The following is a 15,760-nucleotide window of genomic DNA, read 5'->3' as shown; positions in this document are numbered from 1 at the left end:
AAATGGCAAGAGTCGCGGAATTGGGAACAATGCCCACGACAGAACACATTACGGGCTTATTGTGGGTTTCCTTCACGCTTTAGTGAGGGGTGGGGATGGAACTGAAGGTTGAAGTTAGTGAATGAGTCTCGAGTACGATTTTGACATTGTTGCAATAGCTCCGGATGAGGTTGATCCTGAGCATGGGCAAACATCGATAACTGGGCGGCCCCCGGTGCGGGCGCGGTTCAGGGATATCAAGACGGCAGACGCTTTGCGCGCTGCATCGCCCAAGATTCGCAGAATATTTCTGGAATCAGGATTTAGCCTGAACGAGTCTGATGGGCATCTTGCCCGCGGTTATTTTCGGCCAGAAGACGCTGAAGATCGCCTCCTGATCCTAAAGCGGCTTTTTGCGAATATCCGGAATATGGGTATCCAGGGAGAGTATAGTGGTGAGTTCGATTTCCATCACTTCTTGGGCCATATCAGGACCGCAAAGCCCGGGACCGTGAACCGGAAAATGCCCGAGCGACAATTGCAAGCGCCACGCCCAAGACCAGTGCGTCCAAAGCGTCGCACGGTTTCTGGGCGTATCGGTTTCGCGTTAGGTCTTGCCGTGATCCTGTTTGTGTTTCTGAAACTGCTGGCCGAGCATGGTGCCGCGCTTTGATCCTCAGGCCAGTGTCACACCTGCTGCGCGCATGGCCTGTTCTGCGACAGCCAAAGATCCGTCCATATCAATGGCGCGGCACAAGTTGCTTAAGACAGTGACATCAAACCCCAGCTGTGCCGCATCTACCGCCGAATAATGCACGCAGAAATCTGTCGCCAAACCGACCATGGTCAGCTGCGTGATCCCGCGCGTCTCAAGATAGCCTTTTAGACCAGTGGGCGTGGAATGGTCGTTTTCGAAAAACGCGCTATAGCTATCGATAGCGCTGCGAAATCCCTTGCGGATGATCAGATCGCCATCTGTTCGCAAATCCGGATGGAAGTTCGCGCCTGCGCTGCTCTGAACACAGTGATCGGGCCACAAGACCTGAGGGCCATAAGGCATGTCGATCATCTCGAACGGCGCTTTGCCAGTATGAGAACTGGCGAATGAAGAATGCCCCGCCGGGTGCCAATCCTGCGTCAGGATCACCGTATCGAATGTATCCATGATTGCGTTGATCGGTGCGACGATCTCATCCCCTCCGGCTACGGCAAGTGCACCGCCGGGGCAGAAGTCATTTTGAACATCAATCACGAGCAGCGCGTGGGACATATCGGCCTCCTTCGATTGTATTATCGGTATGGTGCACTGCTGCGATCGTCAATGCGGTCTCTTGTGTGTTTTTGCCAAGGGCATTAGATCGCCCACATGTACACAATCGCTGCCCTCTATCATTTCACGCGTTTTCCCGACCCCGATGCGCTGCGCCCTGCCTTGCAGGAGCTTTGCCGCGCGCAGTCGGTAAAAGGCACCCTGCTGCTGGCGCAGGAGGGGATCAACGGCACCATTGCCGGGCCCTGCGCCGGGATTGATGCGGTGCTGGCGCATATACGCGCGCTGCCAGGATGCGCGGATCTTGAGTGGAAAGAGGCGACCTCGGACCATCCACCCTTCGGCAAGATGAAGGTACGCTTGAAGAAAGAGATCGTGACGATGGGCCAGCCCGATGTCGATCCACGCGCAAATGTCGGGAATTATGTCGAGCCTGAGGACTGGAACGCGCTGATCCGTTCGGATGATGTGGTGGTGATCGATACCCGCAACGATTACGAGGTGGCGATTGGCACATTCGAGGGTGCAATAGACCCTAACACGGCCAGTTTCCGCGATTTCCCGGCGTGGTGGGAACAGAATAAGGATCGCTTTCACAACAAACGCGTTGCGATGTTTTGCACCGGAGGCATCAGGTGCGAAAAGTCCACCAACTACCTGCTGGGGCAGGGGGTCGAGGATGTCTATCACCTGAAAGGCGGCATCCTGCGGTATCTGGAAGAAACGCCGCCCGAGGACAGCACTTGGCAGGGTGAGTGTTTTGTCTTCGACAACCGCGTCTCGGTTGGTCATGGTCTGGTCGAGGGGCCGCACAAGCTGTGCCATGGCTGCCGCCGTCCGATCCTGCCCGAAGATGTGAAACGCCCTGAATACGAGCATGGCGTATCCTGCCATCGGTGCATCGATGAGACATCGGAACAGGACAAGGCGCGGTTCCGCGAGCGGCAAAAGCAGATACAGCTGGCCCGCGCGCGGGGCGAGGAACATCTGGGTTCTGACTGAAATCAGCTTGCAGGCCGCGTTTGAAATCGGATGATTGTGCGCAAGCCCAACCGACGGAGCGCCCATGACCCACGAACCGCGAACCCTGGAAGAATGGAAATCGACCCTGTTGGCGGCGGCTGGGCTGGTCTTGGCCAGCTTTCTTGCATGGTACGGCCTGTCGCGCCTGAACGAAGCCACAGCAGGCGACACCATTGGCACTCTTTCTTCGGTAGGCCTTCTGATCTGGATCGCCTCGCAGTCCTGGTACTACATGACCCAGGTGAAATCCCCCCGGAGGTTGTTGTTCCTGATGGGGGTGTCCTTCATCCAGGTCGTGCCATTCCTGTTCGCAGCCGTCTACGGCGCGTTTGGATATAACGACCATTGTGTGATCGGCGCCGAAGGGCCAGCCGATATTCTGTATTTTTCATACGTCACCTTCACAACGGTCGGATATGGGGACATGTCCCCAACTGGCTTTTGCCGTGGGCTGGCTGTGGCCGAGGCTGTGACGGGTTACATCCTGTTGGGCATGTTTGTGGCCGCCGCCGTCGCGCTATACGCGCGCAACCACGGCAAATAGAGCGATCTATTTATTATGATCGATCCAGCGCGACATCATTTGTTTGTCGCGGAAACATTCGGACGGGATCGGGCGGCGCTTGCTGCGCGAGATACGTTCGGCAAAAGCAACCTGCTTACCTGTTGGGTAGTTTGCAAAGGGCGACGGATCATGCGGCTTATGGGCTGAAATCCAGTCTGACAGGGATTTGCGGTCACGCTGCGCCTCGACCGGAATCTCAAGCGCTGATTGTTGCGCGATGGCGCGGGCAAAGCGCATCTGCCGATCTGTAACTGGCAGCAGGTGATAGTCGTTTGTTGGGCCGCTCAGGGCGGAATTTCGCATGTTCTGGGCCATCGGGTAATCCTCTGACTATGTAGAACATAAATAGAACATTAACCTTTCGTTTCAAGGGAAGACCCTTTGGATTAGGCGAGAACCTGCCAATTCGCGGCTTGATTGACTGATCAGTCAATAATCGATAATTCGATCCTCAACGCACGCGATCTCTTTGCCTAAAGAGATTTCTGAACACAAAGGGAACCGGCATGAAGTTTCAACCCAAGGCCAGCCATTTCATCAATGGCGAGTATGTCGAGGACACCAATGGCGCGCCCATCGACGTTATCTACCCCGCCACTGGAGAGGTCATCGCACGGCTACATTCCGCCACGCCTGAGATTGTTGAAAAGGCTCTAAACAGCGCAAAATCGGCCCAAGCGGCTTGGGCTGCCCTATCGGGCACCGAGCGAGGCCGTGTGCTGCGACGCGCGGCCGAGATCATGCGGGATCGCAATCGTGACTTATCGATCATCGAAACCCATGATACCGGCAAACCTTTGCAGGAAACGCTGGTGGCCGACGCTACCAGCGGCGCGGATGCTCTGGAGTATTTTGGCGGTCTGGCGGCCTCGCTGACCGGCGAACATATCCCTCTGGCAGACGGGGATTTTGTCTATACCGTCCGCGAGGCGCTCGGCGTTTGTGTGGGCATTGGGGCATGGAACTACCCGACGCAGATCGCTTGCTGGAAGGGTGCCCCGGCGTTGGCGTGCGGAAACACAATGATCTTCAAGCCTTCCGAGACTACTCCGCTGTCGGCATTGCAAGTAGCCGAGATTTTGATCGAGGCAGGTGCACCCAAAGGCGTCTATAACGTTGTTCAGGGCTACGGTGATGTAGGCGCCAGCCTGGTGACCGACCCCCGAGTGGCCAAGGTCTCGCTAACAGGGTCGGTTCCAACGGGCCGCAAGGTGTACGCTGCTGCCGCCGATGGCATGAAACATGTCACCATGGAATTGGGTGGCAAGTCCCCGATGATCGTGTTCGACGACGCCGACATCGAAAATGCCGTGTCAGGCGCTATCCTGGGAAATTTCTACTCCTCGGGACAGGTCTGTTCCAACGGCACTCGAGTTTTTGTGCAAAAGGGAATCAAGGAAGCGTTCCTTAAGCGCCTGTCTGAACGCCTTGCTACGGCGAAAATCGGCGACCCGATGGATGAAGAGGTCAACTTTGGCCCGATGGTCAGCGAAAACCAGATGAATATCGCGCTTGGCTATGTCGAAAAGGGGAGGGCCGAAGGCGCGCGGCTGATCTATGGCGGCGAACGGGTCGAAGGCGATGGTTTCTACATGCAGCCCACGGTTTTTGCCGATGTTAAGGACGATATGACAATCGCGCGCGAAGAGATTTTCGGCCCGGTGATGTCGGTGCTGGACTTCGACACCGAAGAAGAGGTTCTGGCCCGTGCCAATGACACCGAATTCGGTCTGGCCGCCGGCGTCTTCACCAACGACCTGACCCGCGCCCACCGCATCGTGGCAGGTTTTGAGGCGGGAACTTGCTATATCAACACATATAACCTGGCCCCGGTAGAGGCGCCTTTCGGCGGCTCCAAGATGTCGGGCGTCGGTCGCGAGAACTCGAAACTGGCAATCAACCACTTCAGCGAGATGAAGACAGTCTACGTCTCGATGAATGATACGGAGGCCCCATACTGAGTAAATCCGGTTGAATAGTCTCTGTTCTTGATGGTTCACGTCGGGGACAGAGCACATGCTGGCTCGTACATATGACTAAATTCCTCAAGACGCCTCCTCCGCAAACCGGAGATCAGCCTGTGAAAACACACGCCCAAGCTTTTGTGATCGGTGCAGTTTGATCCTTTATCATCTGGCCAAGTTTGGTTGGATTGACGTGGCGATGCTGGAAAGGGTGAGCTATTTTCGGGCCAACCCCAGACCATGTCCCCGGCACAATACGCAATGCCAATTGTAGCGATTGTTTTGGCGGTGCATGTTCGCATCTGGGCTGAACACATTTCTGGGGCGGGTCTGCCGGATCCCGATGTGGCAACCGTAGTGCCCTGGAATACGGTTTCAGAAAGTCCGAGTCACTCGGCCCGGTTTACCAAGGGCAGATGTGGTGATCGTAATCTCAGATGGAGTTGTCCGAGAACCAGCACACTTGAACGCGTGCGGTGGTCCTGAATGATCATTGAGCCAGCTGTAGATCTTCGACACGTTCACTGAGTTTACCGCCACTGTCCCATGGGCATCATGGATTGGCGCATAGGAAGTCCAAATGAATTCAATACCTTTGTTAGAGGCTGATTTTGGCGTCTATCAGCCTACAGGCCAAAGCAGTTACACTTGTCTCTGCAAGAACAGACTTCCAAGGTTCAGTTCGGGTCGATTGCGCGCACTGTCTCAAGCATTTCAGTGATCTGCGCGCGTGCGATGGTGCTGTCCTGTATTAGCATTGCGGCGTCCGACAATGGCTTGTCCGGCTGTCGCGCAACCGGCTTGATCAGGGATGTTCGGATGCGGGACAAATCGGTGAAGGTGTTTGACCTCTCTTCATCCGCACCGCCGGAGCCCGCCAACCAGTTGTATCGATCGGCCATCTCGTGCTTCCCGCCTGCCTGCAATGCGCGCGCGACGGCATCGAAATCCTGTGTTTGCATCATGGCCTGGGCGCGCAACTCTTGCGCGGTGTCCGAGGAATCGTCCGCGATTTCCAGCAGCGCCTGACGGGGACGGTTGTCCATCAGAGCCGCCTTTGCCCGAAGCCGAGCACGATCACGGCTGCGTTCCCGATCTTGCGGTCGGTTTGCCAGCGCGTAAGCCTGCGCTGAAAACCCAAGGTCAGCCAATCGCTCTGCCATGGACACGGCAGTTTCGACCGCCAGCGCGTTGCGTCGCCTGTCCTTCAATTCCATCACATGGCGCAGGAAAGTAATGTCGTCCGCCCGCTCCGCCAGCAATTGGAACACCTGATCTCGTGTCCTCTGCCATTCGTCGGAATCTGAGACATCCTCAAAACCGGCAAGAGCTCCGGTAAAATCCTGGGACAAAGCCATCGCCAAAGCGTGAGCACGCGCCAACATCGGGCCAAGTTCGGACTTCCGAAGCTCGCGCGCATAACTTGCAGCTAAATCGAGGTCGCGGGGCGAGACCGTACCCCGGTCCGACCACCGCTTTTCGATCAACCGCGCAAGTGCCAACGGCGCATCGGTCGCGGCATCGGGCGCCGATATGACCTCGGTCAACAGCGTTTCCGCGGTATCGGTATCCCCTGCAGCATCCGCGATTTTGGCTTGGGCAAAGGTTACATCAGCGGGTTCGTCCTCTAAGATCCGTTCGACCGCACGCAAGATCCGGCGCGATGCTTCAAGCCGGCCTGCCGAGACAAACATCTCGGCGATATCCGGGCCGAGATGTTGCCTGAGATGCCACGGCAGCCGACCAAAACTGCGTTCGATCGCTTTCACATGCGCATCGGATTGAAGTTTACCCTCACTCAAAAGCGCCCAGAGTGCGGCGGCACCATCACATCTTTGCTGCCCTTCCAAAGGGTTCGGCGTCGGTGCAGGCAACCCGTCCATCACTGATGCGATGGCCGCTACTCTGCGCTGCTCAACCGAGGTCTCCGACAACAAAGACAGGGCTTGGTGCGCTTCTACACCGAACCCGAAATACGTATAGAGCTTCGCCAAATCCATTGCATACGCCTGGTCGACACGATCGAATTCCTGAAATAGCCCGACCCGCAATTCGGCCACATCCTCGGAAAATGATCGAGCGCCCGACCATGTCTCAAAACCCAGTTCGCTGACCGTGATACATTCCGGTTTTCTATCAATCTGAGGAACTGCCAGATTGCCCAGCCCCGAAATCTCATCGAGCACTGAAGACAGTCGCAGATTTGGCACCAGCTTTTCCGAAGATCGCAGCGGACCAAAACTGGACGATTCCCTGCGTCCGACACCTGCCAGTTCAAGATCAACAACCTCTCGATCAGCGCTTTGCAATATACGTGATGCCAACTGCTCCTCAAAATTTCGTTGATTTAACTGCAGCAAAGGCAAGGCCAGTTCGGTGGCTGGAATATCAGTAGGTAAGGGTTTTGGGGCCGGGATACTTGCAGTCCTGGGAAGCGCCTCTGGCTCTACCGGGTCATTTGCAGGTGTACCCTGGCCGGGTGCGATATCTATGACAACCATAGTTTGGCGATGCAGAAATGCCGTTGCCACGCAGTCGCACCCAAATGTCATCTCCAACGCTGCACCTGGCCCGGCCTGTTGAAGCGATTGCAGACGGTTCCCCGACAGGCGGTCGAAGACAGCTGAAGTGTTGAATGTCGCATTATCGATGCCAATGCTCAGCCGCGCGCCGTTCTCGACCGGATCCAACATCCAACCGGTGCCAGAGGGGACCTGTACCACCAGACGCGTGTATCCCTCATGCTCGCCCGATCGCACGGTCAAAGCCTGTGCTGACGCGCTTGTGCCCCATGTGAGCAAGACCAAAGACAATGCGCGGATCATGCTGCAGCCTGCTTGAGTTCCTTAAGCGCGTCTTCAAGTTCCGAGAAACCGGGCCGGTTGTGGGTCGGTGTGTTCTGGCGGCCGACCTCTATACACATGGCCGCGTTGTGGTTGTGAAGATTAGCCACCAGAACCTCTTTGATGAGTTGGTAAAAGTGGTTGTCTTCTTCGACAACAGATTTCAGCTTGCCCGCAAAAGGGCCCACCAATCCATAAGCCAGAAAAACCCCCAGAAACGTCCCAACCAACGCGCCGCCGATCAGCTTACCTAGGACTTCCGGTGGTTGGTCGATTGATCCCATCGTCTTGATCACACCCAGAACGGCGGCCACGATCCCCAGAGCGGGCAACCCGTCAGCAACGGTTTGCAGCGCGTGGCTTGAATGCATGGCATGGTGGAAGTTCGCCTCCATCCGCTTCTCCAGCACCTCCTCAACCTGGTGCGGGTCGTCATAGTTCATCGCCGCCGAGCGCATGGTGTCACAGATCAGGTCCACCGCTTCTTTGTCGGCTTGAATCTTGGGATATGCGGAAAATAGCGATGAGCTTCCTGGCTCTTCAATGTGCTGCTCTACCTCGACCGGGTTCGCGCGTGCGATCCGGATCAGAGAGAATAACAAGCATAACAGATCGCGATAATCCTCGGGCTTCCATTTGGGTCCTTTAAAAACTTTCGCGATATCCTTGGCGGTGTGTTTTACGCCGCCGATATCATTGCTGATCAGAAATGCGCCGACTGCGGCCCCTCCGATCATCATCATCTCGAAGGGCAGTGATTTCATAATGATGGCCATCTTTCCGCCTGCGGCAAGGTAGCCGCCGAATACCATGACAAAGATGACGGCAATTCCGATGAGCCCGATCATGAAAGGTCTCCAGCGTTGAGGGTGCAGATAGATATGGCCATGAGGGTCATTCCTGTGGGGCACGTGCATTGCGCCCGGCCATGATCAGGCTGATGGTGTAAGCAGCCTCGGGGCTGAGACCGGCCATAACTTCAGCGGCAGCTTCCGGTGGCATGCGAGACAGGAAGCCAGCGGCGAATACCGCGTCCATCGTTTCGAACAACGCGGCGGCATCTTTGGGCTTCATGCTCTGATACACGTCAGTCAGTTGTGTCAGATCGTTTTCGGCGGCCTTTTCGGCAATCGCCACCGTTTCACGCAGAGTGTTCTCGGCGTCCTCCAGCATGGTGAGCCGGGTTTCGATGGCCTGATCGGCAATGTCGAGCGCCCGTTCCCGGTCCAAAATCGTGCTTTCACGCTGGTTTAGAGTCTTTTCACGGCGCAATAGTTCCGTAAGCAGCAATTGTAGATCTGCCGCATTCGCCTCTTTGCGTTCACCATCGACCGGCGAGGCCATGTTTGGTTCTGCGCCGCGGGCAAGTGCAGGCCCGGCCTCAAGCCCGATGCGAATAATCGCAGAGCCGACCATCAGCAAGGAAATGATGGTCAGAACACCGCCCCGCGCTCGGCGATCAGGCGCTTTTGCCCGGTTGCGACTCATTTCGCTGCTCCGCCAGATGGAGCGGCGTGCCGAAAAAACATCAGGCCTTCTGGTTTCTTTGCGGGCGGCTCTTGTGGCGTGTCCGATGGCTCAGTCGAGACCTCAGTTGGTTCACCAGACGGATCGGATGCAGTTTCTTGTGCTTCGCCGGGCTGCTCAGACCTGTCCTGAGCAGGTGCGTCATCTGGCTGATCCATGGGAACGTCCGGCTCAGAGGGCTCTTCCTGAACGACATCGTGCATCGAGGCCATCATAAGCTCCAACCGTTGTGCGACGGTTTCCGCCCGTTCGGTCAGCGTCTGCAACGCGGTGCCGGAATCATCCGAAGCCTGACGCGCGCTATCCAGCGATTTTCGCAACTCTTCTGCTTGCGAGGACAGCACGGAAACGGCGCCACCCACACCCTTCTCAAGATCGGTAAACCGCTTCAGGCGTCGCGACAGAACGAAACAATACAGACCAGCCCCAAGAGCGCCCGCAACCAGAAGAATATCGGCAATCAACTCCACCATCGCCTCCTAATTCAGTACAAATTCCATGACCAGAACGTCACGCACACGGCCTTCGCCCACGACGATCCCAATGCGTCGTAGCAGATGTCCGCGGATCCTCATCAAAGCCAGAGAATCTTCCAGATCGGTTAACTCAAGGGCGCGCAAATAGCTGTTCAGAACGTCCATGATTCGCGGCTGCATCTTTTCAACCTCGGCGGCGTAGCCCGCGTTCACTTCAAGCTGCGCGTGAAATTTCAAATGTCGCGAATCATCTGACTTGACCGAGATTATCACCGGCGGAAGATCGACAAATTTCACATCGGGAAGTGCCTTTACGGAAGCGTCTTCGCCTTTCTTTTTGGCCTCTTTCACCATCTCGGACCCACCTATGGGAAGCAGGCCGGATGCAGTTATGAAATAGCCGCCAACACCGCCCGCGATAGCCAGAATCAGCCCAAGCAGAAAGCCTTTTTTCCCTGATTTTTTAGGGGCTTCCGCCTCATCTGCAGTTGCGTCGGTCATGCCGTCCTCATGAATCTGTTCGGCAACCGTCATAACCCCTCAGGGACTAACCGATTGTTAAGGGCAATCGTCCAAACAAGGGCAGAGCCGCACAGAATGTCGGTGAGTCGGAGGTAAGCGTGCAGCAGATCGGAACTGTCTGGGCAAGTTTGGACAGGCGCAAACAAATTATCGTGGCCGGTGCCGTGGCACTGGTGTTTCTGGGTGTGCTTGCGATGTCACGGATTGTGACAGCGCCGTCGATGACGCTGCTTTATGCGGGGCTCGAAAGCGGTGCGGCAGGGGATATCGTGCGGGCGCTGGACCAGCTTGGTGTGACCTATGAAATAAGGGGTGGCTCGATCTACGTCCCCGGCGTTCAGCGGGATGAGTTGCGGATGACTTTGGCCAGCGAGGGCCTGCCTGCGAACGGCAATCGCGGTTACGAACTGCTGGATTCGCTCAGCGGCTTTGGCACTACGTCGCAGATGTTTGATGCCGCCTATTGGCGCGCAAAAGAAGGGGAGCTGGCGCGCACGATCGTGGGCAGCCCGCATGTCAGCAAGGCCCGGGTGCACATCGCCAACAGCTCCTCCAACCCGTTTCAGCGCAGCATAGCACCAACCGCTTCGGTTTATCTGGTCCCGTCGGGTGCACCGATTAACGGAGATCAGGCAAAGGCGATCCGGTTTTTAGTGGCGTCGGCGGTTAGCGGGCTGGCACCGGAAAACGTCACTGTGATTGATTCAAACGGGGCCGTGATTGGCGCGCAGGACACGGCGGTGGCAGCCGATACTGCAGATGATAAGGCGCGCCAATTGCGTGAGAAAGTTCTACGTCTGATCGAAGCCCGGGTCGGGGTCGGCAACGCGGTGGTTGAGGTCAGCGTAGATACGGTGACCGAAACCGAGTCTATCCGGGAACGTCGCTTTGACCCCAAAGGCCGTGTTGCGATCAGCACGGATGTTGAAGAACGGTCGGACAGTGCGCGTAATCAGTCGGCGGATGTGACAGTGGCGTCGAATCTGCCGGATGGCGACGGGGCAGGAGGCGATGAATCCAATTCGAATGCCACTCAGACCCGCGAACGGGTGAATTATGAGGTGTCAGAGACCGAGTTGGAAGTTCATCGCGCGCCAGGTGCGATCAAACGTCTGACTGTCGCGGTGCTGGTCAATGGTGTTCGAGCGGCAGGTACAGATGGCGTCGAGATTTTTGAACCCATGCCGCAGCCCGAGCTTGATGCACTGCAAGAGCTTGTGGCTTCTGCGGTCGGGTTTGATGCTGAACGCGGCGACGTCATCACACTGAAATCGCTCGACTTGCCCATGGTTGAACCCCAGGGCGAGTTGGTGTCCGGGTCGATCTGGCAGAACATGCATATCGACGCTATGTCGCTAATCCAGATGGTGGTTTTGGCGCTGGTTTCCCTTGTTTTGGGTCTGTTTGTCATACGGCCAATTCTGACGAAATCTGCAGCATCGGCGCTGCTGCCAGCAGGTGCACCGGTCGAGGTCGCCCCAGCGCCTTCCCTGACCGGGGAAATTGCGACCGCAGATGTGCAGGACTTTGCACCGCTCGCGGATGCGGCGCAGCCGAGTGTTCCGGCGATTGCCGCTGCCCGCGGCGAGGATCCCGTTGACCGTTTGCGCGCCATGATCGGCGACAAGCAGGAAGAGACGGTTGAGATCCTGCGCAGCTGGCTTGAAGAAGGCGGGGAGAAGGTGTGATGTCGATCGCTCATCTTCTTGAAGACTTCACTGCCCCTGCGGCTGGGGTGGCCGTACATCTACTGGATGAAGACGCACTGGAAGAACAGCGGCTTGCTGCATTTGAACAAGGCTATGGGGCGGGCTGGGAAGATGCGGTTCAGGCGCAGGAACAGACTGGCACACAGCTAAGCTCCGATCTGTCGGTGACGTTATCCGACCTGTCCTTTACCTATCAAGAAGCATTGACCCGCATGACCCTGTCGCTGGAACCGATGTTCCAGAGCCTGGTTCAGACTATTCTGCCTGAGACGATCGAGCATGGCTTTGCGAAGCGATTGACCGAGCAGATTTGCGACATGGCGCGTGAGCAGGTCGGCCAGCCACTGCAGCTGACTGTTCCGGCGGGCACTTCGGATCAGGTCGAGGCGATGCTGCCGCAGGATATCTCGCCGCGTCCCCAGGTCATCGAGGATGTCTCGCTCCAGCCGGGACAGGCGCGATTGCAGGTGGGGATCGCCCAACGCGAGGTGGACTGCGCTGCCTTGCTCTCATCCATTGCTGCAGCGTTCGACGCATATCTGTTTGAAGCAAAAGAGGCTTTGTCAAATGAGTGATCCTCAACCACCGAAACCCGAAAAACCCAACCCGTTCGAGACTGTTCCGATCGAAGTCACCGTCTCAGTCGGGCGTGCGCGGCCTTTGATCCGTGACCTGTTGAGCATGGGTGAAAATGCCTTACTGACACTGGACAAGCGGATCGAGGATCCGGTTGACCTCTATGTCGGGGATCAATTGGTCGCGCGCGGTCTGTTGGAAGAGATGGAGGGCGATCAGGCCGGGCAACTGGCTGTTCGGCTGACCGAAATCTCAGATCTACAGAACGGGATCGGATGATGCGCCACCTGTTTTGGTTGGCATTTTTGCTGGTCATACCCTCCGGTGGCGCGGCGCAAGAACTGTCGCTGTCCCTGGGCGAGGGCGGGTCGATCTCGGCCCGGACCATCCAGTTGATTTTGCTGATCACGGTGCTCAGCCTGGCACCGGGACTGGCGATCATGATCACCTGTTTCCCGTTTTTGATCACGGTTTTGGCGATCCTGCGGCAAGGAATCGGCTTGCAGCAGTCACCGCCAAATATGTTGATCGTCAGTCTGGCGCTGTTTCTGACCTATTTCGTCATGGAGCCGGTTTTTACCGAGGCGTGGGAGACCGGGATTCAGCCGATGGTCGAGGAAACGCTTGACGTAGAGCCTGCGCTGGAACGCGCGCTGGTGCCGTTTCGCAGTTTTATGGCAGCGCGCATTGATGTCGACACGTTTCAGGCCATGGCAGACCTGCGCCCGGATGATGCTGCGATCCAACTATCGCCCGAGGCCCCGTTATCCGTGCTGATGCCGTCCTTCATGTTGTCGGAAATCGCGCGGGCCTTTCAGATCGGGTTCCTGATTTTCCTACCTTTCCTGATAATCGATCTCGTTGTCGCAGCGGTTTTGATGTCGATGGGAATGATGATGGTGCCCCCGGCTACAGTCTCGCTGCCGTTCAAATTGGCGTTTTTCGTCATCGCTGATGGCTGGGCCTTGATCGCCAGCGCCTTGGTGCGCAGCTATGCGCCATGACTATTGCCGTGTGATCTGTAGTCGGGCGCGCAGACCCTGATCTCCGGCCTCGAAACTCAGCGTTCCGCCATGTTGTTCGGCAACGGTGCTGACAATTGTCAGGCCCAATCCGAACCCGTCCGAAGATCCGATGTTTGATCCGCGCTGGAACGGTGCCAGTAGCGCCTCGATATCCGCGACCGATAGGTCGGTGCCCTTGTCCTCGACGACGATCGTGGCGGTCTGAGCATCGGTTTCCAGTTCAACCTCGGCGTGACGACCGTATTTCAGGGCATTATCGATCAGATTGGACAAAGCTCGTTTCAATGCGATGGGCTGACCCGTCACCAGGATGCGCCGCGTTTCCGGCAGCGACGCATGCCCACGGCGTGACATGAAAACAGACGACGCACTTTCGACGATAACGGGATCAACGGCTTTCAACGACACAGGCCGGTCCATATCCTGATAATCGGCCACAAGCGACTCAACCAGCGAGGTCAGCGATATCTGGCGCGGTTCCTCGACGCTGAGTTCCGATCGCGTGTAAGTAAGCACGCTTTCTATCATGCCGGTCATCTGGTCCACGTCGGCCTCGAGCTTTTCGCGCAACTCGCCATCGGGAATCAGCGCCGCACGCAGCCGGACGCGGGTTGCAGGTGTCCCCAGATCGTGGCTGACGCCCGACAGTACAATGGCGCGTTTCTCAAGCTGCGCACGTTCGGCATCCAGGTGATCATTCACCGCAGTCACGATATCGCGCAGCTCTTCGGGCCCGTCCGCGTCATAGCTTTGCGGCCCGCCGCGACGTCGGCGGTCGCCTAGTGCCTGAGCGAAACGTGCGAAACTGTCAGAAACATTCCCGACCGAGGTCAGAAGCACCGCCAAGGACACAATTCCCAGCAATATCGCGGGCAAACGCAGATCAACCGGCGCAGCCTTACAGCCCCAGATTTCGGTGCCGTCGACTTGCTGCCAGACTCCGCGCCCGAATTGCGCGATCAGGATAGGTTCGCTGCAATATGTGGCCAACAGACGGGTCAGGTTCCCCATCTTCTCGGGGCCGGTCTGATCGCTGCCAGATACGATGTCTGAAACCGGATAGACCAGTCGATCCGATAACACCGCAAGCGTCAATTCGCGGCCACTCAGGGGGGCTGAACTGTCGGTCAGAATCGACAGATTGGTGACAAAGCGGCGATCCGCAAAGCCGGGCATTTGCTGGAACGCTCCCCTATCAGCAAGCGCGGCTGCCTCGGTTGGCAATGGGTTGATCAATAGGCCGGGTGGCGGCGCCATCCCCGTTCGCAAGTCTTCGTATATGGTGAAACCGGCAACAAATGCTGCGGTCTGATACCGGTTCCAAGCCTGTGCCGAGGTGAACCACATCCCGGCAGCCACCAGCCCCGCGACAAAGGCGGACAGGGTCCAGAGCCACCCAATACTGCGCAGGCGCAGGGTCATGCTTCCTCATCCACCATAACGTCAGCGGTAAACAGATAGCCAACACCGCGCTCGGTGCGCAGCATCTGGGGGTCTTTCGGGTTGGCCTCGATTTTCGACCGCAACCGCCCCACCAGCATATCTATGGCACGGCCTTGCGCCTCGGGCTTGTCGGCCTCACCGGTTACATCCAGTGCGGCGGCGATCTCATCACGGGTCAGCGGAATATGCGGGTTCGCCAGCAAAACCTTCAGCAGGGCGGTCTCCCGTTGGGACAGGGAAACCAGATAGCCTTCGGGCGAATGCACCTCGTCCCGTTTGCCGTCAAAGACCCAGCCGTCAAAGTGAAAGGTGCGCGTGCGGCGGCGGTATGCCAGCGAAGGCGTGCGTCGGGCGCGTTGCATCACCGCACGGACGCGGGCCAGCAACAGTTGCGGGTTGAATGGTTTGGCGATGTAATCGTCTGCTCCAACCTCATATCCTGCCATGCGCTGATGATCCGCCGACAGGGCCGAGACCAGAATGATCGGTACATCCTGTTCGGCCCGCAACCGGGCACAGATCTCGACGCCGTTTTCATCGCCCAGCATCACGTCCAACAGGATCAGGTCGATCCGCCCCGAGGTTAGATGCGTGCGTATTTGACTTTCGGAACTGGCAGGCAGAGCAATATACCCGTTCTGCTGAAAGAACTGGGTCATCATCGACCGCATCTCCGAATCGTCGTCCACCACCAGGAGCCGGGGAATGCCCACTCTGTTTCTCCTCCTCAGGGTTCTCCGTCGCCGCCAATTGTAACGAATGGAAACGGATTCAAGGCCAACGTAACACGGGGTAACAAAAGCGGTGAAAATTTCCACCTTGTCAGGATATTGCATCG

The 15,760-nt window shown here is 57.2% G+C and carries 17 protein-coding genes; 8 read left to right on the top strand and 9 right to left on the bottom strand.

The window, feature by feature from the left end:
* The first annotated feature begins 121 nt into the window (after positions 1-121).
* A complete protein-coding gene (locus ACR0I1_RS11450) occupies positions 122-652 on the top strand; it encodes a hypothetical protein (protein ID WP_480706536.1) in 531 nt (176 codons plus the stop codon).
* A gap of 3 nt (positions 653-655) precedes the next feature.
* Here the strand turns inward: ACR0I1_RS11450 and pncA are convergent, their stop codons facing one another.
* On the bottom strand, positions 656-1,249 hold the full coding sequence (gene pncA, locus ACR0I1_RS11445) for a bifunctional nicotinamidase/pyrazinamidase (RefSeq protein WP_170408552.1): 594 nt from the start codon (positions 1,247-1,249) through the stop codon (positions 656-658).
* A 96-nt stretch (positions 1,250-1,345) separates the two neighbouring features.
* Here pncA and trhO point away from each other — a divergent pair, with 96 nt between their 5' ends.
* Together trhO and ACR0I1_RS11435 are read left to right on the top strand one after the other, a co-directional pair.
* On the top strand, positions 1,346-2,251 hold the full coding sequence (trhO, locus tag ACR0I1_RS11440) for an oxygen-dependent tRNA uridine(34) hydroxylase TrhO (protein WP_480706534.1): 906 nt from the start codon (positions 1,346-1,348) through the stop codon (positions 2,249-2,251).
* A gap of 64 nt (positions 2,252-2,315) precedes the next feature.
* Positions 2,316-2,816, top strand: a complete 501-nt coding sequence (locus ACR0I1_RS11435; protein ID WP_480706532.1) for a potassium channel family protein — start codon at positions 2,316-2,318, stop codon at positions 2,814-2,816.
* Positions 2,817-2,822: 6 nt separating this feature from the next.
* Here the strand turns inward: ACR0I1_RS11435 and ACR0I1_RS11430 are convergent, their stop codons facing one another.
* Complete coding sequence (locus ACR0I1_RS11430; protein ID WP_170394874.1) at positions 2,823-3,152, bottom strand: hypothetical protein; 330 nt, start codon at positions 3,150-3,152, stop codon at positions 2,823-2,825.
* Between the two features lie 191 nt (positions 3,153-3,343).
* On the opposite strand from ACR0I1_RS11430, the gene betB reads away from it, so the two are divergent.
* The gene (betB, locus tag ACR0I1_RS11425; RefSeq protein ID WP_480706530.1) at positions 3,344-4,798 is read left to right on the top strand and encodes a betaine-aldehyde dehydrogenase; all 1,455 of its coding nucleotides are present in this window, start codon (positions 3,344-3,346) and stop codon (positions 4,796-4,798) included.
* A 680-nt stretch (positions 4,799-5,478) separates the two neighbouring features.
* Here the strand turns inward: betB and ACR0I1_RS11420 are convergent.
* Genes ACR0I1_RS11420 through ACR0I1_RS11400 form a run of 5 tightly spaced genes read right to left on the bottom strand, consistent with a single transcriptional unit; the run spans position 5,479 to position 10,148 of the window.
* Positions 5,479-7,626, bottom strand: coding sequence for a tetratricopeptide repeat protein (locus ACR0I1_RS11420; RefSeq protein WP_480706527.1), 2,148 nt, complete (start codon positions 7,624-7,626; stop codon positions 5,479-5,481).
* A complete protein-coding gene (gene motA, locus ACR0I1_RS11415) occupies positions 7,623-8,492 on the bottom strand; it encodes a flagellar motor stator protein MotA (RefSeq protein WP_170408548.1) in 870 nt (289 codons plus the stop codon). Before motA ends, ACR0I1_RS11420 begins: the two co-directional genes overlap by 4 nt.
* A gap of 46 nt (positions 8,493-8,538) precedes the next feature.
* Positions 8,539-9,132: a MotE family protein gene (locus ACR0I1_RS11410; RefSeq protein ID WP_480706525.1), complete on the bottom strand. Its 594-nt coding sequence runs from the start codon at positions 9,130-9,132 to the stop codon at positions 8,539-8,541.
* On the bottom strand, positions 9,129-9,641 hold the full coding sequence (locus ACR0I1_RS11405) for a hypothetical protein (protein WP_480706524.1): 513 nt from the start codon (positions 9,639-9,641) through the stop codon (positions 9,129-9,131). The genes ACR0I1_RS11410 and ACR0I1_RS11405 overlap by 4 nt, the downstream gene beginning before the upstream one ends.
* Before the next feature lie 9 nt (positions 9,642-9,650).
* Positions 9,651-10,148: a flagellar basal body-associated FliL family protein gene (locus ACR0I1_RS11400; protein WP_480591566.1), complete on the bottom strand. Its 498-nt coding sequence runs from the start codon at positions 10,146-10,148 to the stop codon at positions 9,651-9,653.
* Positions 10,149-10,267: 119 nt separating this feature from the next.
* On the opposite strand from ACR0I1_RS11400, the gene fliF reads away from it, so the two are divergent.
* Genes fliF through fliP form a run of 4 tightly spaced genes read left to right on the top strand, consistent with a single transcriptional unit; the run spans position 10,268 to position 13,458 of the window.
* The gene (gene fliF, locus ACR0I1_RS11395) at positions 10,268-11,857 is read left to right on the top strand and encodes a flagellar basal-body MS-ring/collar protein FliF (RefSeq protein WP_480706522.1); all 1,590 of its coding nucleotides are present in this window, start codon (positions 10,268-10,270) and stop codon (positions 11,855-11,857) included.
* Positions 11,857-12,453, top strand: a complete 597-nt coding sequence (locus ACR0I1_RS11390; protein WP_480706520.1) for an ABC transporter ATP-binding protein — start codon at positions 11,857-11,859, stop codon at positions 12,451-12,453. The genes fliF and ACR0I1_RS11390 overlap by 1 nt, the downstream gene beginning before the upstream one ends.
* Positions 12,446-12,733 carry a FliM/FliN family flagellar motor switch protein gene (locus ACR0I1_RS11385; protein WP_480706518.1) on the top strand — a complete coding sequence of 96 codons (288 nt, stop codon included), beginning with the start codon at positions 12,446-12,448 and terminating at the stop codon, positions 12,731-12,733. The genes ACR0I1_RS11390 and ACR0I1_RS11385 overlap by 8 nt, the downstream gene beginning before the upstream one ends.
* Positions 12,730-13,458, top strand: a complete 729-nt coding sequence (gene fliP / locus ACR0I1_RS11380) for a flagellar type III secretion system pore protein FliP (RefSeq protein WP_480706516.1) — start codon at positions 12,730-12,732, stop codon at positions 13,456-13,458. Before ACR0I1_RS11385 ends, fliP begins: the two co-directional genes overlap by 4 nt.
* Here fliP and ACR0I1_RS11375 read toward each other — a convergent pair whose 3' ends face one another.
* Both ACR0I1_RS11375 and ACR0I1_RS11370 read right to left on the bottom strand, forming a co-directional pair.
* Entirely contained in the window at positions 13,459-14,901 is a 1,443-nt protein-coding gene (locus ACR0I1_RS11375; RefSeq protein WP_480706514.1) for a sensor histidine kinase, read from the bottom strand. It lies immediately after the preceding gene.
* Positions 14,898-15,635: a response regulator transcription factor gene (locus ACR0I1_RS11370; RefSeq protein ID WP_480706512.1), complete on the bottom strand. Its 738-nt coding sequence runs from the start codon at positions 15,633-15,635 to the stop codon at positions 14,898-14,900. Before ACR0I1_RS11370 ends, ACR0I1_RS11375 begins: the two co-directional genes overlap by 4 nt.
* Between the last annotated feature and the right edge of the window lie 125 nt (positions 15,636-15,760).

The sequence above is a fragment of the Ruegeria sp. B11 genome, from assembly GCF_056539785.1.
Note: the sequence above shows the minus strand (reverse complement) of the source record. Positions and strands in the feature narration are given on the sequence as shown.

What these genes read in the sequence shown, in the direction of transcription:
- ACR0I1_RS11450 (WP_480706536.1), top strand. Translation starts at nt 122, where the DNA reads ATGAGTCTCGAGTACGATTTTGACATTGTTGCAATAGCTCCGGATGAG.
- pncA (WP_170408552.1), bottom strand. Translation starts at nt 1,249, where the DNA reads ATGTCCCACGCGCTGCTCGTGATTGATGTTCAAAATGACTTCTGCCCC.
- trhO (WP_480706534.1), top strand. Translation starts at nt 1,346, where the DNA reads ATGTACACAATCGCTGCCCTCTATCATTTCACGCGTTTTCCCGACCCC.
- ACR0I1_RS11435 (WP_480706532.1), top strand. Translation starts at nt 2,316, where the DNA reads ATGACCCACGAACCGCGAACCCTGGAAGAATGGAAATCGACCCTGTTG.
- ACR0I1_RS11430 (WP_170394874.1), bottom strand. Translation starts at nt 3,152, where the DNA reads ATGGCCCAGAACATGCGAAATTCCGCCCTGAGCGGCCCAACAAACGAC.
- betB (WP_480706530.1), top strand. Translation starts at nt 3,344, where the DNA reads ATGAAGTTTCAACCCAAGGCCAGCCATTTCATCAATGGCGAGTATGTC.
- ACR0I1_RS11420 (WP_480706527.1), bottom strand. Translation starts at nt 7,626, where the DNA reads ATGATCCGCGCATTGTCTTTGGTCTTGCTCACATGGGGCACAAGCGCG.
- motA (WP_170408548.1), bottom strand. Translation starts at nt 8,492, where the DNA reads ATGATCGGGCTCATCGGAATTGCCGTCATCTTTGTCATGGTATTCGGC.
- ACR0I1_RS11410 (WP_480706525.1), bottom strand. Translation starts at nt 9,132, where the DNA reads ATGAGTCGCAACCGGGCAAAAGCGCCTGATCGCCGAGCGCGGGGCGGT.
- ACR0I1_RS11400 (WP_480591566.1), bottom strand. Translation starts at nt 10,148, where the DNA reads ATGACCGACGCAACTGCAGATGAGGCGGAAGCCCCTAAAAAATCAGGG.
- ACR0I1_RS11390 (WP_480706520.1), top strand. Translation starts at nt 11,857, where the DNA reads ATGTCGATCGCTCATCTTCTTGAAGACTTCACTGCCCCTGCGGCTGGG.
- ACR0I1_RS11385 (WP_480706518.1), top strand. Translation starts at nt 12,446, where the DNA reads ATGAGTGATCCTCAACCACCGAAACCCGAAAAACCCAACCCGTTCGAG.
- fliP (WP_480706516.1), top strand. Translation starts at nt 12,730, where the DNA reads ATGATGCGCCACCTGTTTTGGTTGGCATTTTTGCTGGTCATACCCTCC.
- ACR0I1_RS11375 (WP_480706514.1), bottom strand. Translation starts at nt 14,901, where the DNA reads ATGACCCTGCGCCTGCGCAGTATTGGGTGGCTCTGGACCCTGTCCGCC.